This window comes from Streptomyces sp. ISL-43 (assembly GCF_018614195.1).
In the GTDB taxonomy this organism is placed as follows: domain Bacteria; phylum Actinomycetota; class Actinomycetes; order Streptomycetales; family Streptomycetaceae; genus Streptomyces.
On the sequence record NZ_JAGGOT010000035.1, the window covers coordinates 105,535 to 129,581 of the forward strand.

At 71.3% G+C, this 24,047-nt stretch carries 22 protein-coding genes and 2 pseudogenes; 9 read left to right on the plus strand and 15 right to left on the minus strand.

Annotated elements, in window-relative coordinates:
- Positions 1–113: 113 nt before the first annotated feature.
- On the plus strand, positions 114–809 hold the full coding sequence (locus tag J7F03_RS21375) for an ABC transporter ATP-binding protein (RefSeq protein ID WP_214951908.1): 696 nt from the start codon (positions 114–116) through the stop codon (positions 807–809).
- 77 nt (positions 810–886) lie between these two features.
- Here J7F03_RS21375 and J7F03_RS21380 read toward each other — a convergent pair whose 3' ends face one another.
- The gene (locus tag J7F03_RS21380) at positions 887–3,193 is read right to left on the minus strand and encodes an FtsX-like permease family protein (protein WP_214951763.1); all 2,307 of its coding nucleotides are present in this window, start codon (positions 3,191–3,193) and stop codon (positions 887–889) included.
- The gene (locus J7F03_RS21385; protein WP_214951765.1) at positions 3,190–4,011 is read right to left on the minus strand and encodes an ABC transporter ATP-binding protein; all 822 of its coding nucleotides are present in this window, start codon (positions 4,009–4,011) and stop codon (positions 3,190–3,192) included. Before J7F03_RS21385 ends, J7F03_RS21380 begins: the two co-directional genes overlap by 4 nt.
- A gap of 174 nt (positions 4,012–4,185) precedes the next feature.
- Here J7F03_RS21385 and J7F03_RS21390 point away from each other — a divergent pair, with 174 nt between their 5' ends.
- Both J7F03_RS21390 and J7F03_RS21395 read left to right on the plus strand, forming a co-directional pair.
- Positions 4,186–5,139, plus strand: coding sequence for a sensor histidine kinase (locus J7F03_RS21390; RefSeq protein WP_214951909.1), 954 nt, complete (start codon positions 4,186–4,188; stop codon positions 5,137–5,139).
- Positions 5,136–5,846, plus strand: coding sequence for a response regulator transcription factor (locus J7F03_RS21395; RefSeq protein ID WP_308379848.1), 711 nt, complete (start codon positions 5,136–5,138; stop codon positions 5,844–5,846). Before J7F03_RS21390 ends, J7F03_RS21395 begins: the two co-directional genes overlap by 4 nt.
- 76 nt (positions 5,847–5,922) lie before the next feature.
- On the opposite strand, the gene J7F03_RS21400 is transcribed toward J7F03_RS21395, so the two are convergent.
- The 4 genes from J7F03_RS21400 to J7F03_RS21415 all read right to left on the minus strand — a co-directional run bounded on the left by J7F03_RS21400 (position 5,923) and on the right by J7F03_RS21415 (position 12,096).
- Positions 5,923–7,863 (minus strand): GAF domain-containing protein, encoded by a 1,941-nt coding sequence (locus tag J7F03_RS21400; RefSeq protein ID WP_214951767.1) that lies wholly within the window; start codon positions 7,861–7,863, stop codon positions 5,923–5,925.
- A 158-nt stretch (positions 7,864–8,021) separates the two neighbouring features.
- Complete coding sequence (locus tag J7F03_RS21405) at positions 8,022–9,404, minus strand: MFS transporter (RefSeq protein WP_214951913.1); 1,383 nt, start codon at positions 9,402–9,404, stop codon at positions 8,022–8,024.
- 371 nt (positions 9,405–9,775) lie between these two features.
- The gene (locus J7F03_RS21410) at positions 9,776–10,750 is read right to left on the minus strand and encodes an L-threonylcarbamoyladenylate synthase (protein ID WP_374104372.1); all 975 of its coding nucleotides are present in this window, start codon (positions 10,748–10,750) and stop codon (positions 9,776–9,778) included.
- A 191-nt stretch (positions 10,751–10,941) separates the two neighbouring features.
- Complete coding sequence (locus J7F03_RS21415) at positions 10,942–12,096, minus strand: N(5)-(carboxyethyl)ornithine synthase (RefSeq protein ID WP_214951771.1); 1,155 nt, start codon at positions 12,094–12,096, stop codon at positions 10,942–10,944.
- 544 nt (positions 12,097–12,640) lie between these two features.
- Between J7F03_RS21415 and J7F03_RS21420 the strand changes: the two genes are divergently transcribed.
- Positions 12,641–14,734, plus strand: a complete 2,094-nt coding sequence (locus J7F03_RS21420; protein ID WP_214951773.1) for a SpoIIE family protein phosphatase — start codon at positions 12,641–12,643, stop codon at positions 14,732–14,734.
- 192 nt (positions 14,735–14,926) lie between these two features.
- Here J7F03_RS21420 and J7F03_RS21425 read toward each other — a convergent pair whose 3' ends face one another.
- The 5 genes and pseudogenes from J7F03_RS21425 to J7F03_RS21445 form a co-directional block, all read right to left on the minus strand.
- Positions 14,927–15,091 carry a hypothetical protein gene (locus tag J7F03_RS21425; RefSeq protein WP_251072239.1) on the minus strand — a complete coding sequence of 55 codons (165 nt, stop codon included), beginning with the start codon at positions 15,089–15,091 and terminating at the stop codon, positions 14,927–14,929.
- The gene (locus J7F03_RS21430) at positions 15,088–15,675 is read right to left on the minus strand and encodes a helix-turn-helix transcriptional regulator (protein ID WP_214951775.1); all 588 of its coding nucleotides are present in this window, start codon (positions 15,673–15,675) and stop codon (positions 15,088–15,090) included. The genes J7F03_RS21425 and J7F03_RS21430 overlap by 4 nt, the downstream gene beginning before the upstream one ends.
- Before the next feature lie 151 nt (positions 15,676–15,826).
- On the minus strand, positions 15,827–16,000 hold the full coding sequence (locus J7F03_RS21435; protein ID WP_214951777.1) for a hypothetical protein: 174 nt from the start codon (positions 15,998–16,000) through the stop codon (positions 15,827–15,829).
- Between the two features lie 206 nt (positions 16,001–16,206).
- A pseudogene (locus J7F03_RS42700) lies at positions 16,207–16,398 on the minus strand (nuclear transport factor 2 family protein); the annotation flags it as partial.
- Between the two features lie 680 nt (positions 16,399–17,078).
- The gene (locus J7F03_RS21445) at positions 17,079–17,642 is read right to left on the minus strand and encodes a TetR family transcriptional regulator (protein WP_214951781.1); all 564 of its coding nucleotides are present in this window, start codon (positions 17,640–17,642) and stop codon (positions 17,079–17,081) included.
- A gap of 113 nt (positions 17,643–17,755) precedes the next feature.
- Here J7F03_RS21445 and J7F03_RS21450 point away from each other — a divergent pair, with 113 nt between their 5' ends.
- The 4 genes and pseudogenes from J7F03_RS21450 to J7F03_RS21465 all read left to right on the plus strand — a co-directional run bounded on the left by J7F03_RS21450 (position 17,756) and on the right by J7F03_RS21465 (position 21,003).
- The gene (locus J7F03_RS21450; RefSeq protein ID WP_214951783.1) at positions 17,756–18,442 is read left to right on the plus strand and encodes an SDR family oxidoreductase; all 687 of its coding nucleotides are present in this window, start codon (positions 17,756–17,758) and stop codon (positions 18,440–18,442) included.
- Between the two features lie 32 nt (positions 18,443–18,474).
- Positions 18,475–19,298: pseudogene (locus J7F03_RS21455) on the plus strand (NADP-dependent oxidoreductase); the annotation flags it as partial.
- A 123-nt stretch (positions 19,299–19,421) separates the two neighbouring features.
- Entirely contained in the window at positions 19,422–20,237 is an 816-nt protein-coding gene (locus J7F03_RS21460) for an oxidoreductase (protein ID WP_214951785.1), read from the plus strand.
- Between the two features lie 244 nt (positions 20,238–20,481).
- Entirely contained in the window at positions 20,482–21,003 is a 522-nt protein-coding gene (locus tag J7F03_RS21465) for a pyridoxamine 5'-phosphate oxidase family protein (protein WP_308379852.1), read from the plus strand.
- Between the two features lie 746 nt (positions 21,004–21,749).
- Here the strand turns inward: J7F03_RS21465 and J7F03_RS21470 are convergent.
- The 3 genes from J7F03_RS21470 to J7F03_RS21480 all read right to left on the minus strand — a co-directional run bounded on the left by J7F03_RS21470 (position 21,750) and on the right by J7F03_RS21480 (position 23,037).
- On the minus strand, positions 21,750–21,902 hold the full coding sequence (locus J7F03_RS21470) for a hypothetical protein (protein WP_214951787.1): 153 nt from the start codon (positions 21,900–21,902) through the stop codon (positions 21,750–21,752).
- Positions 21,903–22,258: 356 nt separating this feature from the next.
- Complete coding sequence (locus J7F03_RS21475) at positions 22,259–22,648, minus strand: hypothetical protein (RefSeq protein WP_214951789.1); 390 nt, start codon at positions 22,646–22,648, stop codon at positions 22,259–22,261.
- Positions 22,645–23,037 (minus strand): hypothetical protein, encoded by a 393-nt coding sequence (locus J7F03_RS21480; protein WP_214951791.1) that lies wholly within the window; start codon positions 23,035–23,037, stop codon positions 22,645–22,647. The genes J7F03_RS21475 and J7F03_RS21480 overlap by 4 nt, the downstream gene beginning before the upstream one ends.
- 61 nt (positions 23,038–23,098) lie before the next feature.
- On the opposite strand from J7F03_RS21480, the gene J7F03_RS21485 reads away from it, so the two are divergent.
- Positions 23,099–23,305, plus strand: coding sequence for a hypothetical protein (locus tag J7F03_RS21485; RefSeq protein WP_374104377.1), 207 nt, complete (start codon positions 23,099–23,101; stop codon positions 23,303–23,305).
- 49 nt (positions 23,306–23,354) lie between these two features.
- On the opposite strand, the gene J7F03_RS21490 is transcribed toward J7F03_RS21485, so the two are convergent.
- A complete protein-coding gene (locus tag J7F03_RS21490) occupies positions 23,355–23,987 on the minus strand; it encodes a TetR/AcrR family transcriptional regulator (RefSeq protein ID WP_214951793.1) in 633 nt (210 codons plus the stop codon).
- Positions 23,988–24,047: the final 60 nt, after the last annotated feature.

Sequence of the window (24,047 nt, forward strand, 5' to 3'; positions counted from 1 at the left end):
GGAACCGCAGGATGACGCAGCAGCAGGAGTCGCAGGAGTCGCAGCCGCAGCCGCGGGAGGCGCAGGCGCCGGAGACGTTCCCGCGGCAGGACGCCGGCACGCCGACGCCGCCGATGGTGGTCGTGGACGGCGTACGGCGCAGCTTCGGCACCGGACCGCAGGCCGTCCACGCGCTGCGCGGGGTGTCGTTCGAGGTCCGCCGGGGCGAACTCACCGCCCTCAAGGGGCGGTCGGGATCCGGCAAGACCACCCTGCTGAACCTCGTCGGCGGCCTCGACGCCCCGACCGCGGGCAGCGTCTCCCTGGACGGCACCGACCTGGCCGGCCTGGACGAGGAGGGCCGCCTCGCGCTGCGCCGCGACCGGATCGGCTTCGTGTTCCAGTCCTTCGGCCTGATCCCCGCCCTGACCGCCGCCGAGAACGTCGGGGTCCCGATGCGGCTGCGCAAGATTCCGGCCAAGCAGCGCGAGGAGCGGGCCCGTACCTTGCTCGCTCTCGTGGGGCTCTCGGACCACACCGAGCAGCGCCCCGGTGAACTCTCCGGTGGGCAGCAGCAGCGGGTCGCCCTCGCCCGTGCCCTCGCGAACGAGCCCGACCTGATCATCGCGGACGAACCGACCGGGCAGCTCGACTCCGACACGGGCCGTCAGATCATGCGGCTGCTGCGAGCGGTGGTGCGCAGCGAAGGGGTCACGGCGCTGGTGGCGACCCACGACCCGGCCCTGATGGAGCTCGCGGACCGGGTCGTGGAACTGCGCGACGGGCGCATCGTGGAGGCGGAGGCGGAGGCCGCCCTCACCCAGGGCTGAGCGGGCAGCCGGTACGCGCCCTCCGGGACGCCCTCCGGTACGCGCCATCCGGCCGTGCCCGCCCGGCGGGCGGGCGGCTACTCGGTGTGCAGGGCCGAGGCGATCGTCATCCGGGCCGCCGACCGGGCCGGGACCAGCGCGCCCAGGACGGCGATGGCCATACCGGCGCACAGCATCGCGGCGAGCTGCGGCGCGTGCCAGACGTCCTTCATCGACTCCGGGAAGGCGACGATGCCCACGTTGTCCACGACGAGCCGGTGCGCGAGCATCCCGACGGGGATCCCGAGCAGTCCGCCGACCAGGCCGAGCCCGGTCACCGAGGTCACCGTCATGGCCACCACCTGGCGCGGTGTCATACCGATCGACTTGAGCATGCCGAGGTCGCGGCGGCGCTCGCGGGTGTTCAGGAGGACGGTGTTGAAGACGCCGAGCGAGGAGACGAGCGTCAGCAGTACGGTGAACACCGAGGAGAAGCCGACGACCGTGGTGGTGGCGGCGTTGACCGAGCCCGCCGCTTCCGCGCGCAGGCCGGGGTCGGCCGCGTTGACGGCGTCCGCGTAGGCGCCGGCGTCCGTACCAGGGGCGACCCGGACCGAGTAGTCGACGGCGCGCGTGCCCGGGGCGAGCTGCTCCAGGGTCTCCCAAGTGGACTCCAGCGAACGGGCGTCGCTGTCGATGAGTTCGCCGACGATGGTCGCGGCCGCCCGCCTGCCGCCCACCTCCAGGGTGACCTCGTCGCCCACCGCGAGTCCGCGTTCGGTGAGGAAGGCGGGACCGGCCGCGATCTCACCGGGTCCGCGGGGCGGCCGGCCTTCCACGAACGGGGCCTCGGCCGGGGACAGGCTCCCCCGGTAGAAGCTGGCGAAGGCGGGCTGTGTGTACCCGACCAGCCGGACCTGCGTCAGCCCGCGGGCCCGTACCTCCCGTGCCCCCAGGGACCGCAGCCGCTCCTCGATCTGCGAGTCGCTCAGCAGCGGCTGCGGGTGACGGTTCCCGGAGGTGCCGGTCTGAATGTTGACCACCCGGCCGCCGGCGCCCTGTCCGGCTCCCGCGTACGCGACCATCGTGCTGGTCAGACCGGTTGCCAGGGTCGCCGTGGCGACACCGAGGACGATGGCGGCCATGGTCATGAGGGCGCGGCCGGGCCGGGCGAACGGGTGGCCGAGACCCAGGCTGACCGGGCGCGGCAAGCGGGAGGAGGCCAGCGCGCGCTGGACGCGCAGTCCGCGGCCGGTGCGCGGCGCACCGCCGGTGCTGATCGCTTGCGCGGCCGGCAGCCGGTGCGCCCGCAGGGCCGGGACCAGCGCGGTCAGCAGGACGAGCGCGGGCATGCCGGCCAGGCAGGCGACGCTGAGCCAGGGGGAGACGGAGCCCACGCCCGCCAGGCCTGTCTCGACACCGGAGAAGGCGATCTTCAGGATGGGCCCGGCCAGCGCGTTGCCGAGCAGGGTGCCGAGCAGGCAGCCCACCACGGCGGGGACGGAGACCATCGTCAGGTAGACGGCGACGACCTGGTTCGGAGTGAAACCGATGGCCTTGAGCACGCCGATGTGCCGGCCCCCGGAGACGACGGCGCCGCTGACCACGTTCCCGACGATCAGGGCGGAGACGAGCAGGCCGAGGACGCCGAAGATCGACATGAAGGGCAGATAGGCGTCGGCCCGGGAGGAGAAGGCCTTCTTGAGCGTGAGGTAGTTCTGCGCGGCCACCCTCGAGTCCGGGGGCAGCTCGGCCGTGGCCGTGGCGAGCGAGTCGCGCAGCTGCGCGCCCGTTGCCGAGTCGGTGAAGCGGTACAGCATCTGCGCGGAGGCCGGGTGCAGCGCGGTGACCTGATCGGGCGTCACCCAGGCGGAGGCCGACTTGCTCATGCTGGTCGCGAACCCGACGACGGTCAGCTTCGGGTAGCCGGGCACCTCCAGGCCGGTGCCGAGCAGATCCTCGTACGGAGTGCCGTCGATCCCCCAGTTGACGACGATCTCACCGGGCGCCTCGGCCCAGCGGCCCAGCAGCACTTCGACGCGGTCCACGGGGCCCGCCGGATCGGCCCGGCCCACCACCGTGAGGGGTCCGGGCGGCATCCAGAGCCAGTCCCCGGGGACGTCGACGACGGCCTGGCCGAACGGCCCGGCGGCGGCCGCCACCCCCGGGCGGTGCGCGGTCCGGGCGAGTTGGGCGTCGGAGACCTTCGCCGTGTCGTACGTGGCCACGGTGTGCGCGCCGCGCTGCGCCGCGTACGCCTTTTCGAAGGGGCCCGAGGCGGCGGCGAGCAGGCCGAGCGCGAGCAGGACGGTCGCGGTGGAGCAGAGGACGACGAGAGCGATGACGAACGTCTGGACCTTGCGGCGGCCGACGGCGGCGCGGGCGGCCCGCCACACGGCGCTCACGCGGAACGCTCCGGGGTGCCGGTGACACCCGCGACACCCGTGACACCGGCGGCACCGGCGACACCGGTGGCGACGGTCGTGCCGACAGCGCCGGCACCGTTGACAGCGCCGGCAACGTCGTCCAGGGCGCGTTCGCGGGCGACGCGGCCGTCCGCCATTTCCACGAGGCGGCCGGCGCACCGGGTCGCGAGGTGCGGGTCGTGGGTGACGATCAGCAGGGTCTGGCCTATCTGGTTGAGATCGATCAGCAGGTCCATGACCTGCTCGCCCGAGCGGCTGTCGAGGGCGCCGGTGGGTTCGTCCGCCAGCAGCAGGGCCGGACGGTTCATCAGGGCGCGGGCCACGCCGACGCGCTGGCGCTCGCCGCCGCTGAGGGTCGCCGGGTAGTTGTTGCGGCGGTCGGCGACTCCGAGCTCGTCGAGGAGTTCCAGCGCGCGGCGGCGGGCCTGACGGGCCGGGGCGCCGGTGAGCTGGGCGGCGAGCGCGACGTTGTCGAGCGCGGGCAGGTCGTCGATGAGGTTGAAGAACTGGAAGATCATGCCGACGTCGCGGCGCCGGTACAGCGCCAGACCGGTCTCGTTCAGCTTCCCGAGGTCCTGGCCGTGCACCTCGACCGTCCCCGCGGTCGGCCCGTCCAGGCCGGCCACCATGTTGAGGAGCGTGGACTTCCCGCAGCCGGAAGGCCCCATCACGGCCACCGCCTCGCCCTTGCGGATCTCCAGGGAGAGTCCATCGAGCGCCTTCGCGTCGCCGTACTCCTTGTGCACGCGGTCCAGGCGGACAACAGCCTGACCTGCGGTGCCGTGATGAGTTGTCATGGCACGAACTTAAAAGGCGGGCAGGGCACCGTGCGTCGCCCCGGGGATGTAGAAGAGGGACCGGGTCATCCTGGGGATGTACGCGGGCAGACCCGGGGGAGTGATGCGGACTACGCGGGAGGCCTGCGAAGCTTGCGGAGTCGGTGATCTTGGACGAGGGGGGCTGTGAGGGAGATGGCGGGGGAGGACTGGCTGTTCGGAGCGGTGTGCGGCGCCGTAGCGGGTGCGGCGGTGCTCGTCGCCTGCGGGCTGGCCGTCGCACTCGTACGTGCCAAGCGCGCGCACCGGGCGGCGATCGAGGAGCGCGGCTGGCTGCTGGAGAGGGAGCGGGAGACCGCGGCCCGCACCGCCGTGGACGCGGAGCGGGCCCGGATCGCGGCCGAGCTGCACGACATAGTCAGCCACAACGTCAGCCTGATGGTGGTCCAGGCCGGGGCGGCCCGCGAGGTGCTGGCGACCATGCCGCAGGAGGCGGCGGCCGCGATGAGCGCCGTCGAGAAGGCCGGGCGCACGACGATGACCGAGCTGCGGCACCTGCTCGGCCTGCTCGCCCCCGCGCAGGACGGCACGGACGAGCCCTACGGCGGCGCTCCGGAGGCGGAGCTTTCGCCGCAGCCGAGCCTGAGCCGGCTCAGTCCGCTCATCGACCGCATAGCTTTCGCCGGGCTGCCGGTCGAGGTCCGGATATCCGGCGAACCGCGGCCGCTGCCGGCCGGGATCGACGTCACCGCCTACCGGATCATCCAGGAGGCGCTGACCAACGCACTCAAACACGGGGACGGGGTGAAGGCCGAGGTGACCGTGAGATACGCGGACCACGCGCTGCGGGTCGAGGTGCTCAACAGCGGGCCGAGCGTGCTGTCGGCGGGCGACCGGACGCCCGCGACCGCCACGGCTGATACGCCTGGCATATCCGAAACGACGGGCGTAACTGGCACGGCGGGTACGGCGGGCGCGACTGGCACGCCTGCCGGGCCGGCCGCGCCGGCGGCGAAGGCGGACGGCGCCGGCCGCGGGCTGGTCGGTCTGCGTGAGCGGGTCGCCGTGTACGGCGGCGACTTCGACGCCCGCCGCCGCCTCGGCGGCGGCTACCGGGTCCGCGCCCGCCTCCCGCTGGAGCGGCCGTGACCACGGCAGCCGGGCCGACCGCCCCGGCACTGGGCCCCCGGGTGGTCATCGCCGACGACCAGGAACTCGTCCGTACCGGATTCCGGCTGATCCTGACCGCCCGGGGGATCGATGTGGTGGGGGTGGCCGCCGACGGGGTGGAAGCCGTCTCGGAGGTGAAGCGCCTGCGCCCCGACGTCGTCCTGCTCGACATACGCATGCCGCGCATGGACGGGCTGGAGGCCGCCCGGCGGATCCTCGCCGAAGCCCCGGAGTGCCGGGTGATCATGCTGACCACCTTCGACCTCGACCAGTACGTCTACGCCGCCCTCGCCGCCGGAGCCAGCGGGTTCCTGCTCAAGGACGTCACCCCGGAGTACCTCGCCAACGCCGTACGGCTCGTCAACACCGGAGACGCCCTGCTCGCCCCCTCGATCACCCGCCGGCTGGTCGAGCGCTGCGCCTCGGCCTCCGCCGCGCGGGGCGAAGGCGCGGCCCCGGCGCCCCACCCCGACCTGGACGCCCTGACCCCGCGCGAACGGGAGGTGCTCACCCTCATGGGCCACGGCCTCTCCAATTCCGAGCTGGCCCGGGAGCTCACGCTCAGCGAGGCCACCGTGAAGACCCATGTGGCCCGCATCTTCGCCAAACTGACCTTGCGCGACCGCGCGCAGGCGGTCGTCCTGGCCTACGAGACCGGCCTGGTCACCCCCGGCTCGCAGCCTTAGGTCGTCTCTCTCGGATCTTCGCGGCCGAGCCCGCGGTGCCGGGCACCGCGGGCCCGGCAGATCCGAAAGAGAAGGCCTAAGCCGTCGGCGGGCCGGGCTGCGCCAGGAGGTGCAGGCGCAGGGCGAGCTGGAGTTCCAGGGCCCGGGCGGGGGTGTTCCAGTCCTCGCCCAGGAGCCGGCCGATCCGGTCGAGGCGCTGCACGACGGTGTTGACGTGGATGTGCAGGGCGTCCTTGGCCCTGGAGAGGCTGGCTCCGTGCGTGTAGTAGGCGCGGAGCGTGTGGACCAGGTCGGTGCCGCGCTGGGCGTCGTAGTCGATGACCGGGCCGAGCACCTGGTGGACGTACCCGCCGACGTCCCCGTGGTCCCCGAGCAGGAGGCCGACGAAGCCCAGGTCGGGGAGGGCCGCGCCGTGGCCGGTGTGGCCGAGGGCATGCAGGGCCTCCAGGCAGCGCACGGCCTCGGTGTACACGCCGGGCAGGCCGCCCGGGTGGCCTGCCGGGCCGGCGGAGCCCACCGTGACGGGGGCGCCCAGGGCCTGACCCAGCTCCGCCGCCAGGGCGCGGGCGAGGTCCCCGGGCCGCTCGGCCGGGGCGAGGAGCACGGTGTGGCCCTCGTGCGGCCCGGCCAGGCCGTCCAGCGCACGGGCCCGGCGGGAGGCCTCCGCCGACAGCCGGGGCCGCAGGGCCGCGTCGCAGCGCAGCACCAGGACGGCGTGCGGGCGCGCGAGGTTGACGCCGAGTTTGCGCGCCCGGATCGTCTGGCTGCCGGGATCGCGGGTACGCCCGGGGCTCTCCGGGGTCAGCAGGTCGCTGAGCAGCTCGCCGCGGACCCGGTCCTCGGCGTGGGCCACCGACCGCCGCAGCAGCAGCAGGAGCGCGGTGACCAGCCCGGTGCGCTCGAACAGCCGCCGGTCGGTGTCCGAGAGGTCGGCCCGCCCGGTCAGGGCGATGCTGCCGAGGAGTTCGGAGCCGGCCAGGACCGCGCAGACCCACACCCCGTCCACCGGAACGGCCCGGCCGCCGGAGCGCGAGGCGGCCACCCCTTGGACGGGCGGGCCGATCGGTTCGCTGGCGACCCGGGCCAGTTCGGTGCCCTCGGCGTCGTGCACCACGAGCCCGCCCCGCAGCAGCGCGGCGACCTCCCGGGCCACATCGGTGACGTCCCCGCCCCGCAGGACCAGGTCCGTCAGCCGGTCGTGGGTCTCGGTGGCCAGCCGCACGGCCTCGCTGTGGGCCCGGGCGGTCTCGGTGGCGGAGTTGAGCTCGACCAGGGCCGTACGGGTCTCCTCCAGCAGACGGGCGCCGTCGATGGCGACGGCGGCGTGGTCGGCGAGCGAGGAGAGCAGCGCCACGGCGTCGGGGGCGAAGTCGCGCACCGACCGGTCGGCCGCGTAGAGCACCCCGATGACCCGTGAGGCGACGCGCAGCGGGACACCGAGGATGCCCCGCAGCCCCTCCTCGCGCACCCCGGAGTCGATGGTGCTGGTGTGCCGGAAACGGTCGTCGGCGCGGTAGTCGGCGCTGGCGTACGGGCGGGCCGTCTGGGCGACCAGGCCGCCGAGCCCCTCGCCCATGCCCAGGCGCAGCTGTTGGAAGGCGGCGGACACGGAGCCGTCCGTGACCCGCATGAAGGTGTCGCCCACGACGGGGTCGTTGAGCGTGAGATAGGCGACGTCCGTACCGAGCAGGGTCCTGGCCCGCCGCACGATGGCCCGTAGCACCGCGTCGAGATCGCGCAGCGCCGCGAGGTCGCCGGCCGTGTCGAAGAGGGCCGTGAGCTCCGCCTCGCGCCGCCGGTGCTGGTCGAGGGTGCGGCGGATACCGAGGGCGACCCCGGTCGCCTCCTCCACGAGGGCCTGCTCGGCGGTCCCGGCCCCGCCGGTACGGGCCAGCGTGCCGGGCCGGGCGAAATCCTCGACGGGTGCGCCCTGGGCGAGCAGGTCCAGGAGCTGCCGCAGCGCGGCCGCCGCCCGGTGCCCGGCAGCGGGCTCGGTGGATTCGTTCACGTGGGCCATGCTGGCAGCCCTTCGGTGCGGGGGGTGGCGAGCGGGGCCGCCCGCCGTACCCGGAGCACCGGACGCGGCGGGCGGACCCGTGGGCGGAACGAGGGCGGGGCGGGTCTCTACGGAATGATTCTCGACGGGACGGGTCTCGACGGGACGGGCCAGGGGACTCAGGCCGGGTCGGAGACCGAGGCCGCGGACCGGGCCGCGTACCCGCCGTCGGCCTGGGCCGCCCCCGACTTCGGGACCGACAGGTCCCGGCCCCGGGTCTCGCGGGCGAGGGCGACGGTGATGGTGGTGACGACGGCGGCCGCGGAGAGGTAGACGGAGACCGGCACCGAGGAGCCGTAGTCCTTCAGGAGCTCGACGGCGATGATCGGGGCCAGGGCGCCCGCGAAGATCGACGCGAGCTGGGAACCCATCGAGGCCCCCGAGTAACGGACCTTGGTGTCGAACATCTCGGAGATGAAGGCGGCCTGAGGCCCGTACATGGCGCCGTGCAGGAGCAGGCCGGCGGTGACGGCCGCCGTGATGACGACGAAGGACTTGGAGTCCACCAGTGCGAAGAACCCGAAGGCCCACAGGGCCATGCCCGCCGAACCGATCAGCGTCACCGGCCGGCGCCCGATCCGGTCCGACAGCGCGCCCCAGGCGGGGATGGTGACGAAGTGGATGGCCGAGCCGATCAGGAGCGCGTTGAGCGCGGTGGTCTTGGGGAGGCCGAGGTGGGTGGTGACGTAGACGAGGAGGAAGGAGGTGAGGACGTAGTACGAGATGTTCTCGCCGAACCGGGTGCCGATGGCGGTCAGGACCTGCCGCCAGTCCTTGCGGAACACCTGGACGACGGGGGCCCGCTCCTCCTCGGCGGAGTTCGCGGACTCTGCCTGCGCGGCGAGGAAGACCGGCGACTCGGAGACGGACAGGCGGATCCACAGCCCGACGACCACGAGGAGGCCGGAGAGCAGGAAGGGAATGCGCCAGCCCCAGGCGAGGAACGTGGCGTCCGACTGCACGGCGGCGAGCAGTGCGAGCACGCCGGTGGCGAGCAGGTTCCCCCCGGGCGCACCGGACTGCGGCCAGGACGCCCAGAACCCGCGGTGCTCGGGCCCGCCGTGCTCGGAGACGATCAGCACGGCCCCGCCCCACTCACCGCCCAGCGCGAACCCCTGCACCAGGCGCAGCAAGGTCAGCAGGATGGGAGCGCCGACGCCGATGCTCGCGTGGGTGGGCAGAAGCCCCATCGCGAAGGTGGCCCCGCCCATCATGAGCAGGCTGAGCACCAGCAGCTTCTTGCGTCCGACCTTGTCCCCGAAGTGCCCGAAGACCATCCCGCCGAGCGGCCGGGCGAGGAACCCGATGGCGTAGGTGAGGAAGGCGATCAGGGTGCCGGTGAGCGGATCCGCGGTGGGGAAGAACAGCTTGTTGAAGACCAGGGCCGCGGCGGTCCCGTAGAGGAAGAAGTCGTACCACTCGATGGTGGTCCCGATGAGACTCGCGGCGACGATGCGTCTGATGCCGGACGAAGCCTTCGGGGCGGTTGCGGGGGAGGCCATGTGCACCACTTCCAGGGTGTCTGCGGGGACGTCGGGTGTGGCCACAACGTAGAAGTTCGCAGGTCAACGGCATATGTGGCCGGTCGGCACAATAAGCCCCCGCAGGGTGTGTCCGACCACCACACGGCTCGAACCGATCCCCTCAGCCCCCTCCTGGAGGGGGTGGCCGCGGCCTGCCGGAATTGCAGAGTTGCGCCTGTTTTGGGGAGGTCCGGGGTCGAGGCCCTTGGTCTGCGCACGTGTAGTTGACCTGGTGCGACACGACGATGTGCATGTGTGTCGGCGGCATCGCGTCATGCTCTCCCGCCCGGGCATGGCATCACGCATCGACATGCCCGGAGCCCGCCCGGACGCAGCCGGCCGCCGCGCGTTCAGCCAGTGGGCCGGGGCCCCGCGGCGCGGCGGAGCCGGTTGGCGATCGCCATTCCAAGCCCCGCCTCCGCAGGCAAGGACGCGACGATGAGGTCGCACCCTTGCTGGTCGAGCTCGCGCAGGAACCCGTACAGCCCGCGCGCGTAGGCGGCCGTCGAACCGGGGACCGCCACCACGGCGTGCGCCTTCACCTGGGCGCCGGCGAAGGAGGGAGGAAGAAAGACGCCCACCTGGTGCCCTAGCTTCTGCGCGAGTTCCGCTTCGGCGACGACCTTCTCGGGCTCGACGAGGACGACCCGCGCCCGCGGTGCGTAGTGTGACGGGTGCTGGCCCGGGACCCGGACATGGCTCGTGGAGGGCACCGCGATCGGGCGCCCCAGCACCGCTTCGAGGTCCTCGCGTGTCACTCCTCCTGGCCGGAGGATGCTCGGGATATCGCCCGTGGCGTCGACGATGGTCGACTCGACGCCGACCTCGCAGGGGCCGCCGTCCAGTACGAAGTCGACGGCATCACCGAGCTCCGCACGGACGTGGCCTGCCGTTGTGGGGCTGACCGAGCCGAAGCGGTTGGCGGACGGGGCCGTCACACCGCCGCCGAAGGCCGACAGCAGCGCGAGTGCCGCCGGGTGGTCGGGCACGCGCACGGCCACCGTCTCCAGTCCACCAGTTGCTTCGAGGGGCACCCGGCGACCGCGCCGCAGGACCAGCGTCAGTGGCCCCGGCCAGAAGCGGTCGGCCAACAGGCGCGCGGTGGTGGGCACGTCCTCGACCCAGTCGTCCAGATGCTCGGCGCCGGCGATGTGGACGATCAGCGGGTGGGAGGGCGGGCGCCCCTTGACCTGGAAGATACGCGCGACCGCGGCGGGATCCTCGGCGTTGGCGCCCAGACCGTAGACCGTTTCGGTCGGGAAGGCCACCAGGCCCCCGGCGCGCAGCACACCGGCCGCCTTCTCGATGTCACTGTTTGCCGTCACACTCGCGATCCTCTCACTGCTCCGCTGCACCACGTTCCGATGTCCCATCGACGCATAACGACGAGCCAACGCCGACGGCACCGTGCGAGCCCGGACCGGACCCGCGCAGCGCGGTGTGCTCGTCCAGCAGGGCTCAGGCCTGACCGGCGGCGTAACCGGTGTGGGTTTGCCGTCGGCCAGGCGGCGTCGGTTCAGAGCAGTGCGTGCGGGTACTGTTCGGCGCGGTGCTGGAAGGCCAGGACCGCGGGGTTCTGGACGGTGCCGCCGCGGATCTCGATCGCTCGGCGAATCGTGCGGTCACCGTCCCAGCCTGCCGGTCCTTCGAGGACCGACCGCAGGAACGGGATCAGCGCCTCGCTGTTCTCCCAGGTAGCCGCATCCCACAGGTAGGAGGGGCTGTGGTCCACGGCGTAGTAGTGGACGTGGTCGCCGACGGTGAACATCGGGTCGTTGAAGGTGGTGGGCCGAGCCCAGGCGAAGCCCATGCCCTCGTCGCAGGAGACGTCGATGACCAGGGTGCCGGCCGCGAGCTTCGGCAGGTCCTCCTCTATCAGGAACATCAGCGGCGCCGCGGTGTCCTGCAGCACGCAGTTGACGATGATGTCGTGCCCGGCGAGGAACTCGGCCAGCGGCTCCGGGCCGTCCTCTGTGAGCACGATGCTGCGCCGCGGGTCGAGGGTGTCGTCGGCCACGTCGTGGTCGAAGTGCACGATCCGCGCCGAGTGGATCGGTGAGCTGACGGCGGCGATGCCGCGGGCAGTCAGCACGTCCACGTCGTGAACGCCCAGCGCGCTGAGCGCGGTTACCGCGCCGCGGGCGGTGGCGCCGAAGCCGATGACCACGGCACGCCGCCTGCGCCCGTAGTCACCGGTCGCCCCGGTCAGCTGCATGGCATGCAGCACCGATGAGTAGCCGGCCAGCTCGTTGTTCTTGTGGAAAACGTGCAGGTTGAACGCACCGTCCCGGGTCCAGTGGTTCATCGCCTCGAAGGCGATCACCGTGAGCCTGCGGTCGATGGCGGTCTGCGTGACCTTCTCGTCCTGCACGCAGTGCGGCCACCCCCACAGCACCTGCCCGTCCCGCAACTCCGCCAGATCCTCGTGCAACGGCTTGGCCAGCAGGATGACGTCACACTCCGCGATCAGCTCCTCGGGGGAGCGGAAACCGGCGACCCACGGTGCAAGCTGACGGTCCGAAACACCGAAATGCTCTCCGTAACCGGTCTGCAGATAGATGCTGGGCTGAAGGTCGACGTCGATCCGTTCGAAGTGCGCTGGGTGGATCGGCAGACGGTGCTCGTTCTCTTTACGGCTCTGCGACATGATTCCGAGCTTGAGCTGCTGCAAAATACCCCTTTGATTACTACCTGTGTAACACACCCGGGGCGTGCGGGGCCTTTGGGCGGCAGTGCCCCTCCGGGCAGAGCGCCCTGACGGGCACCCAACCCAGGCGCCTTCAACCGACAAGCGGGGGAACGCCGGCCGCCGGGCTGCCGTCTGCCCCACCCCCACCGCCCAGCGGCCGGACGCTGCCACGGCAAGGGCAAACGCCACTGCAACTCTATATAAAAATGGATTCCATTATCAATTAGCCGGGATGGGGGGAGGGCGGTGGCGGGCGTTGCGGATCTTCCCCCGCGCCGGCAGCGTCGTGATCTTGATGCCACCTGACGAGCTCGATGTGGATGCCCTGGCCGCCGCTCTGGAGGAAGTACCCCCCGCTTCGGCCCCGGCCAAGGCCACACGGTCAGGCGGCGGGCAGCCGTGAGGCGCCCCGCCGCCGGTTCGGAGAGACGATGAGACGGTGGGAGCCGGGTGAGAGGAGATCGGAGCCTGTGGTCAGGCCGGTACGGGGCTGCTGTCGTACGGGTGACTGGGAAAGGGTGCCGGGGTGAGTACGTCCGATGCGTTCCGGGCTGAGGTCGGCCAGACGGGTGCGGGCCCGGCGGCCCCCGGCGGGCTGCTGGATGTGCTGAGTCTGGCCGCGGTGGTGTTGGACGACGGCGGCCGGATCGTGCTGTGGAGCCCGCAGGCCGAGGATTTGTTCGGCTATTCCGCCGACGAGGCGCTGGGGCAGTTCGCGGCCCGGCTGCTTGTCGATGAGCAGCACCTGGATCTCGTCATCGAGCTGTTCGCCCGCGTGATGGAGAGCGGGAGGCGCTGGGCAGGCGGCTTCCCGGTCAGACACAAGGACGGCAGCACGCGGCTGGTGGAGTTCCGCAACATGCGGCTGCAGGATGAGCGGGGAGACCGCTACGCGCTGGGCATCGCCACCGACCAGGCCACGCTGCGGCGCGTGGAACGGGATCTGGCGCTGTCCTTGCGGTTGGTCTCCCAGTCCCCGATCGGATTGGGGGTCATGGACACCGACCTCCGGTATGTGCTGGTCAACCCGGCGCTGGAACGTATGAACGGCCGCTCCGCCTCGGACGGTGCCGGGCTCACGGTGGGGGAGAGGATGCCGTTTCTGGGTGGGGATGCCAATGAATCGGCGCTGCGCGAGGTCCTGGCCACAGGTGTTCCGCTGGTGGACCGGTTCGCGGTTGGCCCCGACCCGGCCGATCCCGGCCAGGAGCGCGCCTGGTCGGTGTCCTTCTACCGGCTGGAGGACCCCGCCGGGCGGGTGCTCGGTTTGGCCACCTCGGTGGTGGACGTCACCGAGCAGCACCGGGCGGCTGTCGACGCCGCCCGGGCACGGCGCCGCCTGGCGCTGGTCGCCGACGCTTCGGTACGGATCGGCACCACCCTCGACCTGGAGCAGACGGCCCGGGAGCTGGCCGGGGTGTGCGTGCCTCAGGTGGCCGACGTGGCCACCGTGGATGTACTCGACAGCGTTCTGCACGGCCTGCGCACCGCCACGCCGCCGACCGGTCCGGCGCGCTTCAGAGCGCTGGCGGTGGTGTCGGCGTACCCCACCGAGGCGACGCGGGCCGCCGACCCCGTCGGCGACCTCGCCCAGTACGACACCGACCGCCTGGTCACCCAGTGCGTGAACACCGGCCGTACCGTCGTGAGGGCGACAGTGACTGGTGCGGACCTGCGCCGCATCGCCCGGGACGACACGGCCGCCACGCTCCTTGCCGCGGCCGGGCTGCACTCCTACCTCGCGGTACCGCTGATCGCCCGCGGCGAGGTGATCGGCGTCGTGGGCCTCCAGCGCGCCCGCAACCCGGCACCGTTCGACGGTGACGATGTCATCCTGGCCGGCGAGCTGGCTGCCCGGGCGGCCGTGTGCATCGACAACGCCCGCTGGTTCCAGAGCCAGCGGCACGCCGCCCTCACCCTCCAGCGCAATCTTCTGCCGAACCGGCCCGCACACCGGCCGGGCCTGGACATTGCCCACCGCTACCAGCCCGCCGGCGACACCAGTGAGATCGGCGGCGACTGGTTCGATGTCATCCCGCTGCCCGGCGACAAGACCGCCCTGATCATCGGCGACGTCATGGGCAGCGGCATCGACGCCGCCGCGACCATGGGACAGCTACGCACCGCGACCCGCACCCTGGCCCAGCTCGACCTCGGCCCCGCCCAGATCCTGCACTACCTCGACCAGGCCACCGCCGGCATGGACCACACCCTCGCGACCTGCGCCTACGCCGTCTACAACCCCCACGACGGGCAGTGCCGCATCTCGCTGGCCGGACACCTGCCGCCGGTCCTGATGCGCCTGGGCCGGCCCCCGGAACTGCTCGACCTGCCCACAGGCGCCCCGCTCGGGGTGGGCGGCGTCCCCTTCCACACCACCCGCCTCGACCTCGCCACCGAGGACCAGCTGGTCCTGTACACAGACGGCCTGGTGGAAACCCGCGACCAATCCCTCGACGAGCGGCTGGACCTTCTCCTGTCCCTGCTCACCGGCCCCCGCCGCACCCTGGAGGACACCTGCGACCTCCTTCTGCGCGCTCTGCGGCACCCCGGCGATCACGATGACGTCGCCCTGCTCATCGCCCGGCTGCAAGCCGAGCAGCCGACCGCGTCGCCCTGATGTCAAGCAATCCCTTGTAGCCGATGCGGTCTTTACTGCGAGACGGTTGCAACTGGTCAGGGGCCGCTTCTGGTTTCGGGCCGATACTCCGGCACAGAAGCGAGCGCCCCCCATGGTGATGACGTCCCCGCGTCGAACGGCTCAAGCGGTCCCCAGCTGCGGTGCAGGAAGTTGTGGCGGCCGGTGTGGAGTTCACGGCGGGCCGGCATGCAGGGCATCGAGCCACGCGTACGCGTGGTCGAAGGTGACCGATCGCTCCGCGAGCCGGGCGAAGTTCGGCGCGTGCGTCCAGCCGGCGCCGTACGGCGGCAGCATGTGCCGGTTGAGGCTGTCGAACATGACCATGATGGCTTTCATGCGGGAGTATTCCCTCTCTGTGTCCGGCGGGCTTCCAGCCGGTGCAGCATCCGCTCCAGCCACGCCACCCAGGTGTCGACGGCGGACGCGCCGTGGCGGTGCAGTTCGTCGAAGATCTCCTGGGCGAGGCCCGGGTCCAGCTCGGGCAACGGATCCTGGAAGCCGAGCGTGCGGTCCCGCTCCCGGTTCCGGGCGATCTGCTCCCGGCGGTAGGCGAGTTCAGTCCGTACGAGCCGGATCGCCGCTTCCGCGTCCAGCGGTGCGGCGAAGGCGAACCGGGCCAGGAAGTCCGGGTCCTGGAAGCGGCTCGTCGGCTCGTACGGCGAGCGCACCCAATCCAGCAGGACCTCACGCCCGCGCGGCCTGAGCCGGTACACCTTGGCGTCCGGCCGCCCGTCGCGCGGATCGACTTCGTACGCGATCCACCCATCGGTGTCCATCCGTCCCAACAGCCGGTAGATATGGCTGTGGTGGGCCCGCGACCGCAGGAACTGCCCCTCGGTCTCCACCCATCTGCCCAGGTCGAACCCGCTTCGAGGACGCCCGGCGAGCAACGCGAGCAGCACGTACTCGAACTTCACCATGGGCCACCCCCCACCTATCTGCACTTTCATCTATATGAGGAGAGTTGTAGGCCCGCGGGGGGGCAGAGCGTCAATGGATCCGGCACGGACCAATCACGCGGGTATGGATCCGTTCACAATCGGCGGTGGCTGCGCCCGCACTGTCCCCGGGTCAGGGCAGGAGGGGCTGGAGTCCGTTTCTGCTTTCGAGCCGGTAGAGGGTGCGGTGTGGCGTGAGGATGACGGTGGTGGTGTGTCCGGCCCAGATGTGGCCGCGGCCGTTGTGGCGGGGGGCGATGTATGACCGGTGCAGGTTGCCGACGATCATCCGGTCCAGGGCTTCCACGTATCGCTTCAGTTGCGGGGTCCTGGCCGGCCGGTGAGGCCGACAGGCGGATGCTGAGGGCGCGGAATTCGTCTTCGGTCTGGTGGACGGTGGCGGCGACGCGGTCGACGGCGGCCTGGAGGTCGCCTCCGTTGTCGGCGAGGGCGTCGCTCAGGTCGATGTCCAGGCCGTATTCCAGCAGCGGGAAGCAGCACGCGCCCACGCTGCATGGCGGCGCGGACCTCGGCGGTGTCCGCGAACTGCTCGAAGCGCACGACGAGGCCGCCGCGAACGACGAAGTGGTGCGCCACCCGGACGGCGATCGGCTCTCCGGTGGCCTTGTTGGTGGCGGTGTAGCGGGCCAGGGCGACCATGTTCTCGCCGTCCACGACGCAGGTGCCGTCGTGGGCGGTCCAGCCGCCCGCCGGCCCCCCGTCGCCTCCACCGCCGGTACGAACGGCAACACGCGCCGGAGTTCGTGAGGGGCCTCGCCGTCTTGCCGGATGCCTCGGTGTGGACGACGGCAATGCCGTGGGCGAAGCGCTCCTCGGAGGCGGGCACGGACGGGACGATGGTGTCAGGGAGGGCGGCGGCGCGTCAGCGGGTGCTGGGGCAGTCGACATGGAGGCTGGGGGAGTAGGCCGCGTACTGGGCGACCGAGGCGATCAGTACGGAATGGTCGGCTGCCTCGCCGTCCGCGGACGGGGCTCACCGCCGCTCGAGCGCCTGCGGGGATGGCCCCGGGCCGGCACCGAAAGGATCAAGCCTGATGTCCCGCTCCCCGCGCCCGCGGGGGATGACCCCGGCGTGGGCTTGCTTGAGCGGGGACGGTCGGCCGATGCCCTCGTCGTGGATCTCGTGGATCTCGTGGCCCTCGGCGCGCAGCTGGACGGCAGCGGTCTACCGGGTGGTAGATCCTGTTGCGGGCTCTGCCGTTCGGCCATGCGCCGCGAACGACCTGTACCGCCGGCGTCGAGGGGGTCGGTTCCGGGCACGCGCCGACTTCGCCGCGCTCCAGGCATTGGCCCGCGTAACTCCCGTGCGCGATGCGCCTGTGAGACCGGGCAGTCCATGGTCGAGGTTCGGGGGATCTTCCGGATCAGCCGTTCGCCGTCGTCAAGGCCGCGCGTGCGGTGGTGAGGATCTCTTCCGAGATCGGGGAGCCCTTGGTGGCGCGGGCCAGGACGAGGGCCCCGAGCATGGTGCACAGCCGGGTGATGCCCTCCTGGTCCTCGGTGGCGAGCGCGTCGGCGAAGGCGCGTACGCCACCGGCGTAGACGCGATGAGCTTCCTGAGGGCCGCCCGCGCGCCCCATGTCGGCGGCGAGCCCGGCGGCGGGGCAGCCGTCCGCCGCGTTGTCGCGGTGCTCGATGGAGAGGTAGGTGTCGATCAACTCCCGCTGCGCGGCCTCGCGCTGTCCGGCGTGCCGCTCGAGACCGGCCGTATGGCGCTGGGCGAGTTCGCCGAAGGCGTGAGTGGTGGCCTCGTCTATGAGTGCCGCTTTGGAGGCGAACTGCTTGTAGAAGCCGCCGTGGGTCAACCCGGCGGCCTTCATGAGGTCGGCGACGCTGACGTGGGTGCCCTGCTCACGGAACAGCCGAGAGGCGATCTCCACGACCCGCTGCCGGTTCTCCTGCGCCTGCGTCTGTGACACGCGGCCCATCGGCCACCTCCCAGTTGGATGTCGGTTGCCATCTATCCTAGACTCCGATTAGATTGCAGCCATAATCTAAATGTCGGCCCGCCCCTCGGGCGACAGAAACGCAAGGAGCGGACATGGAACTCAAGGACGCGGTCGCCGTCGTCACCGGAGCCAACCGAGGACTGGGACGCCACATGGCCGCCCAGCTCCTGGAGCGAGGAGCCACCGTCTACGCCGCGGCCCGCCGTCCCGAGTCCGTGGACCTGGCCGGTGTCATCCCGCTGCGCCTCGACCTGGGCGACGAGGCATCCATCCGGGCCGCCGCGCACCTCGCCTCCGACGCGACGTTGCTGGTGAACAACGCGGGAATCTCCACCGGCACCCCGCTGATAGGCGGCGACCTGGACACGGTGCGCCTGGAGATGGAGACCAACTTCTTCGGTCCCCTCGCCGTGACCCGGGCCTTCGCCCCGGTCATCGAGGGCAACGGCGGCGGCGCCGTACTCAACGTCCTGTCCGTGCTGTCCTGGCTCCACCCGGCCGGCCTCGGCGCCTACGCGGCAGCCAAGGCCGCCGCCTGGGCGCTGACCGACGCCGCCCGCGAGGAGCTGGCGCCCCGCGGCATCACCGTCTCCGCACTGCACGTCGGATACATGGACACCGACATGGCCAGTGTCGTCCCGGCGGATCAGAAGGCCGACCCCGCCGACGTCGCCGTCCAGGCCCTGGACGGCATCGAGCAGGGCCTGCCCGAGATCCTCGCCGACGACGTCACCCGGCTCGTCAAGCAGGGCCTGGCGCTGGCGCCGAACGCGTCGTGAGCGCCGGGCCCACGAGAAGGACGGAGACGACGATGAGGGCCTTCATGGTCGAGCGCTACGGCGACCGAGCCGGGCCGCGCGCCGCTGAGGCGCCGCAGCCGCGCCTGGGCGCGGACGACGTCCTGGTCCGGATCCACGCGGCGGGCGTCAACCCGATCGACCTCAAGATCCGGGACGGGGAGTTCAAGGCGATCCTGCCGTACGGGGTCCCGTTCATCCTGGGCAGCGATCTTGCCGGGACAGTGATCGAGACGGGTCCGGCCGTGACACGGTTCGCGGTGGGCGACGAGGTCTACGCGCGGCCCGACAAGGACCGGATCGGCACGTTCGCCGAGCGCATCGCGGTACGCCAGGACGGCGTGGCGCACAAACCGGCCACGCTGACGATGGACGAGGCCGCGTCCCTCCCCCTGCTCGCCCTGACCTCGTGGCAGGCTCTGGTCGAGCGGGCGCACGTGCGGCCGGGCCAGAAGGCCCTCGTACACGCAGGCTCCGGCGGCGTCGGCACCATCGCCATCCAATGGGCGAAGTGCCTGGGCGCCCACGTGGCCACGACCACCAGCGCGGCCGACATCGACCTCGTGAGGAGCCTGGGCGCGGACACGGTCGTCGACTACAGGCATCAGGCGTTCCGAGACGGACCTGCACGACTACGTCGTCGTCCTCGACCCGCTCGGCGCCGAGAAAGGTCATCAGCATCGCCGGAACTCCCGACGCCGCCTTCGCCAGGGAGCTGGGAGCCAACCCCCTCCTGCGGACGGCCATGGCCGCGCTGAGCTTCCGTACCCGGCGCCGTCACGTGACGTACGAGTTCCTGTTCATGAAGGCGAGCGGGAACCAGCTGTGCGAGTTCACCGCCGGGAAGGTCGTCGTCAGCATGGCGTGACACAGCCGCTCGAAGGCCCGCGCCGACGGCCGGCCGACGCCCCACAAGCCCGTGGAACCACCACGAAAATGATCAACTCTCCAGGAGTTCATGATGACCACGAACCGTCCGGTAGCACTCGTCACAGGGGCATCGTCCGGTATTGGGCAAGCCGCCGCTCTCGCGCTCGTCGAAGCCGGCTTCGAGGTGGTCGGCACCAGCCGCGACACCTCCAAGGTCACCCCGCGCGACGGCGTGACCTTCCTCGACCTCGACGTGACCAGTGATGCGTCGGTCACCACGCTGGTCGAGCAGGTCATCGAACGGTTCGGCCGGATCGACGTCCTGGTCAACAACGCCGGAATCGGCTCGACAGGCGCCGCCGAGGAGACCTCTTTGGGCCAGGACCAGCGTGTCTTCGACATCAACCTCTTCGGCGTCATCCGCATGACGAAGGCCGTCCTGCCGCACATGCGGGCCCAGCGCCGCGGGCGCATCATCAACATGTCGTCGATCTACGGGTTCATCCCCCAGCCCTACATGGCCGTCTACGTCGCGTCCAAGCACGCGGTCGAGGGGTACTCCGAGTCCCTGGACCACGAGGTCCGCGAGCACGGCGTGCGAGTCCTCCTCGTCGAGCCCGGTGGGACCAACACGGCGTTCGAAGGGAACATCGTGCAGCCCGACGCGCCGCTGCCGGTCTACGCCGAACAGCGGCGCGTCACCGACCAGGTGGTGGCGCAAGCGGTCAAGGGCGGAGACGCCCCCACCACCGTCGCCCGGGCGATCGTCACAGCGGCCACCACCCCCAAGCCGAAGCCGCGCTACACCGCCGGCCCCTTCGCCAGGCGTCTCAGCGTGCTGCGCCGCCTCGCTCCGGCGCGGGTCTTCGACCAGCAGATCCGCAAGTTCAACAAGCTGGCAGGCTGAGACCCCTTGCACGACAGTCGGCGGTTCGTCCGCGCATCACTGCCGGGCTGCGTCTGACGGAGAACTGGCGCGTTGTGATCGGAAGATTGCTGATGCCCGTGGACCCGCTCCGCGGCATCGCGCTCCTGGTGCGATGACCCGGATCCCTGCCTACCGTGGAAGAACGCGGGCTCACCCGTCGGCGCCTGGTGGCCACGACGTGCGAGCGCCGGCCTAAACCCCCGAACCCGGAGAGCGAGCTGCGATGGCCGAAGGACCGCAGACCGGCCCTGCCGCCCCGGCGTCCAAGGCCAGCGGCGACGTCGGACGCCGGGTGGCGGCACGACGGGAGCAGCTGCACCTCTCCTATGAGGAGCTCGGTCTGCGCACCGGCTACGCGCCCGAATACATCGAGTACGTCGAGACGGGGCCCGCGACACCCGGTATCGGCTTCCTGCTGAGCCTCGCCGATGCCCTGGAAACGACCGTCGAAGACCTCACCGGTAACCAGGCAGAGCTTCCACCCGGCATCGGCCAGGCGGCCTACCATCCCGAACTCGTCGAGCTCGGCCCCCAGGAGTGCTGGGAGCTGCTCGCCAGCCACGGCGTGGGCCGGGTGTCCGTGAGCACCGATACCGGACCGGCCATCCTTCCGGTCAACTATCTGGCCCTCGGCGGCGAGGTCTCCTTCCGGACCTCCCCGCAGGCCGCGCCGGCCCGGGCCTCCGGCCAGGTGGTCGCCTTCGAGGTGTACCCGCTGAGGCTGGAGCGTCCTGGTGGTGGGTGACGCCCGCACTGTGCCCGAATCCCATGCCGTACAGAGACTGGAGACCCTTGCCCGCACCGCGCCCCTGGGCCGGTGGCGTGCGGAACCTGTGGATTTGTGTCTCTCCCGCCCAGGTGACCGGGCGCCGGATCCGCGTACACGGGTCGTGACGACGCCGCGACGGCTGGCACTTCAGCGGACGACGAGCACCTCGGACACTTGCCTACGGGAAGTGGCGGGCACATCGGGGCCGTAACCGAGCCGCACGGCGACCGCTCGAACACCGCGGACCCGCGGCCCTCGAGCTGACGCCCGCCGGAGAGGTCCCGTACCGGCGCGCGACCGTCGTAGCGCCGGGGGCCCAGCGCGGAAGGGGGGAATGCCCTCGGACGCCCAGCGCGCCACCTCCTCCCGTACGGCGGGGGAGAGCTTCTCCGCGCGTTCGGCCTCCGATACGAGGTCGAGTAGCTCCTGCACCTGCCAGTCACCGGGGAACTCCAAGTGGGCCCCCTCGGCCCGCGCGGCACCGCGCAATCCGTCGAGCAGCTCCTGCGGGACAGTGTCGTCGCTGAAGGGTTCCCGGCTCGTATGTCGCCGGGGACCCCGTTCTCCTGCCGCCATGCGGCGTCCCTCGGAGGAAGCCGCCCGGGCCCGGGGACGGCGAGCCTGCGGGCCCTCGCACCAGCAGGTGGACAGAGATGAGTAGTAGCTGCGCCGCCGGGTCTGCGGCCAAGGCCACGACCATCTCTGGCCCAGCCGTCGTGCCGTCACCATCTTCTGCCCGGCCGCGGGGAGCGGGCGGCGACGACCACCGAAGCCGCGGGGCCGGCGAGCAGTGTGTAGAGCGGAATGGCCGCCGGCCAGCCCTGGACCAGGGCATAGGCGTATGCGGTCAGGCTGCCCAGGAGCAGCCCGCCCATGCCGCCGATGACCCGAACTCCCCCGGCTTCAACGCGAGCTCGAAGGCGATCACGAGCGCCAATCGCAGCGCCAAGGACACGGCGTACAAAAAGCTGACGAAGCCAAACCCGACCGATCAATGTGACGAGTTCCCGTTCGCCTCCACCAAGGAGGGTGCCGGCAGGGGTGACGGGAACTTCTCCGTCCGTACGTTCCGCAACCGGACAACTCCAAGTCGGGCGCGGCCCTGTCAGTGGTATGGGCAAGATCGATGAGAATGTCGGTGAGACATGGCACTTTTCTGGGCCGGTCGACCCTAGGCGCCTACTCCGCCGGATGAGTACGGCCGCTGAGCACGTTGGCTTCGTCCTCTTGGTCAGTGCCAGCTCTCACTGAGTAGGAACTCCATGCGCTCCCGAGCGAGCCGGCGAGGCTTCCGGAGAAGCTGGCGCTCGGTGAGCGGGTCAAAGTGCACATAGACCTGAGGAAGAAGCGCGGGCTGCGACATCCCGTCCGGCTCCGCGTAGCGACTGACGAAGGCGTAGAAGAGGAAGCGTTCGGCCTCGGAGGCAAGGGACCTCTTCAGTCGGTCGTGCAGCGACACTGCAACGGTGCGATCGTCGGCGTCCGCCATCTTGTTCTTCTCACGCCACCAGTCGACGAGTTCGCCCCAGGTGAGTCCGGCGTCGCCCAGCGGGCGGTCATAAACCAGGCACGCGTCTGCGTGCTCAACGATCTCGATCGCGCCGTCGATCATCTCGCTCATGATGATCTCGGCTTGTGGCCAGTGGAAGCGAAGACGATGTACTTGAGGGTGCCGTCGACGCCTCGCAGGCCGTCCGAGCGTTCGCTGGCCACCTCCAGCTCGTCCAGCCGAGCACGGATGGGATCGAACAGCTCTTGCAGGTAGCCGCGGCGCTTCGCGTAGCCGCCTCCGCCGTGCATTCCCTTCTCGATCCAGTACCGGCGAAATCCTGCATGGCTGCGAAAGGGCGGGTTGAAGTCGATGCCGTGTCTCCGCAGCACTGCCTTGAGGCAGCGCAGGAGCTCCTCACTTCCTTCGTCATCGACCTGTTCGCCGCCACTGGTGCCGAAGGCTTCCAGTCCTGCGTGAACGAAGCGGACGAGGGCCTGGGCGGCCTCCAGGTCCGGCACGTCCTCGAGCGGGCCGGACCCGCCCTACGCGGCTCCCGCCCGCGCGACGGATCTGTCCAACCTGCCCCCGGCCTCCATTGAGGTCGAGTCGGCAGAGACCTTCAGGGACGAGGACGTGGCCTACGCCAATGCGATCTGGCAGGCCGGCGGCGGAGCCGAACTGTACGTATGGCCCGGGGCCTTCCACGGCTTCGACACCTTCGCGCCAGGGGCGGCTCTCAGCCGGACGCCCGCGAGGCCCGATCGCGCCCGCTTCGGCGCATCCTGACACCGTCCGGTGCGGGCGACGGCCCGGCCCGCTGAGCTCGCCTGGTCGGTTACGGGTGCGCTGCCGGCGGGAGGCCGCGGAGGATGAGGCGGATGCCCAAGGTGAAGCCGCGGGTGTCCAGGGCGGGGAGGCCGCCGGGGTGGGTGGCTGACGCCTGGAGGGAGGCGGACAGGGCGGGGTAGCGGGAGGCGTAGTCCGCCGGGGGGAGGTTGAAGCCGGCGGTGAAGGTCTCCAGGGCGGAGCCGAGCACGAGGTTGTCGATGGCGGCGGCGGCCTCCGCGGCCTCGGCCGGTGAGCACCCGGAGCGGGTCAGCGCGTCGAGGAGGGCGTCGTAGCCGCGCAGAGCCTTGTCGGAGGCGACCCGGCGGCGGGCGACCAGCGGGATCATGTGCGGGTAGCGGAGGTAGACGCCCCGGTAGCCGTGGGCGTACGCGGAGATTCCTTCCACGCCGCCCGGGTCCGTCAGCGGGCCGAGGTCGATCTCGTCGTTGATCAGCTCCGCGACCGCGTCGAGCAGGTCCTCCTTGGACGCGACGTGGTGGTACAGGGAAGCCCCGCGCACCCCGAGCCGGTCGGCGATCGTGCGCATTTTCAGCGCTTCCACGCCCTGTTCGTCCAACAGGTCCAGAGCCGCGCGGGCGATGAGCGCACGGCTGAGGAGGTTCTGGCTCGGCCGTGCCATCGGGGGCTCCCTCGTGTCGGGTTGCAGATTACCTGCCGGGAACGCTTCACAAGCCGTGGG

What these genes read in the sequence shown, in the direction of transcription:
- J7F03_RS21375 (WP_214951908.1), top strand. Translation starts at nt 114, where the DNA reads ATGGTGGTCGTGGACGGCGTACGGCGCAGCTTCGGCACCGGACCGCAG.
- J7F03_RS21385 (WP_214951765.1), bottom strand. Translation starts at nt 4,011, where the DNA reads ATGACAACTCATCACGGCACCGCAGGTCAGGCTGTTGTCCGCCTGGAC.
- J7F03_RS21390 (WP_214951909.1), top strand. Translation starts at nt 4,186, where the DNA reads ATGGCGGGGGAGGACTGGCTGTTCGGAGCGGTGTGCGGCGCCGTAGCG.
- J7F03_RS21400 (WP_214951767.1), bottom strand. Translation starts at nt 7,863, where the DNA reads ATGGCCCACGTGAACGAATCCACCGAGCCCGCTGCCGGGCACCGGGCG.
- J7F03_RS21405 (WP_214951913.1), bottom strand. Translation starts at nt 9,404, where the DNA reads ATGGCCTCCCCCGCAACCGCCCCGAAGGCTTCGTCCGGCATCAGACGC.
- J7F03_RS21425 (WP_251072239.1), bottom strand. Translation starts at nt 15,091, where the DNA reads ATGAAAGCCATCATGGTCATGTTCGACAGCCTCAACCGGCACATGCTG.
- J7F03_RS21430 (WP_214951775.1), bottom strand. Translation starts at nt 15,675, where the DNA reads ATGGTGAAGTTCGAGTACGTGCTGCTCGCGTTGCTCGCCGGGCGTCCT.
- J7F03_RS21445 (WP_214951781.1), bottom strand. Translation starts at nt 17,642, where the DNA reads ATGGGCCGCGTGTCACAGACGCAGGCGCAGGAGAACCGGCAGCGGGTC.
- J7F03_RS21450 (WP_214951783.1), top strand. Translation starts at nt 17,756, where the DNA reads ATGGAACTCAAGGACGCGGTCGCCGTCGTCACCGGAGCCAACCGAGGA.
- J7F03_RS21460 (WP_214951785.1), top strand. Translation starts at nt 19,422, where the DNA reads ATGACCACGAACCGTCCGGTAGCACTCGTCACAGGGGCATCGTCCGGT.
- J7F03_RS21465 (WP_308379852.1), top strand. Translation starts at nt 20,482, where the DNA reads ATGGCCGAAGGACCGCAGACCGGCCCTGCCGCCCCGGCGTCCAAGGCC.
- J7F03_RS21470 (WP_214951787.1), bottom strand. Translation starts at nt 21,902, where the DNA reads ATGGGCGGGCTGCTCCTGGGCAGCCTGACCGCATACGCCTATGCCCTG.
- J7F03_RS21475 (WP_214951789.1), bottom strand. Translation starts at nt 22,648, where the DNA reads ATGAGCGAGATGATCGACGGCGCGATCGAGATCGTTGAGCACGCAGAC.
- J7F03_RS21490 (WP_214951793.1), bottom strand. Translation starts at nt 23,987, where the DNA reads ATGGCACGGCCGAGCCAGAACCTCCTCAGCCGTGCGCTCATCGCCCGC.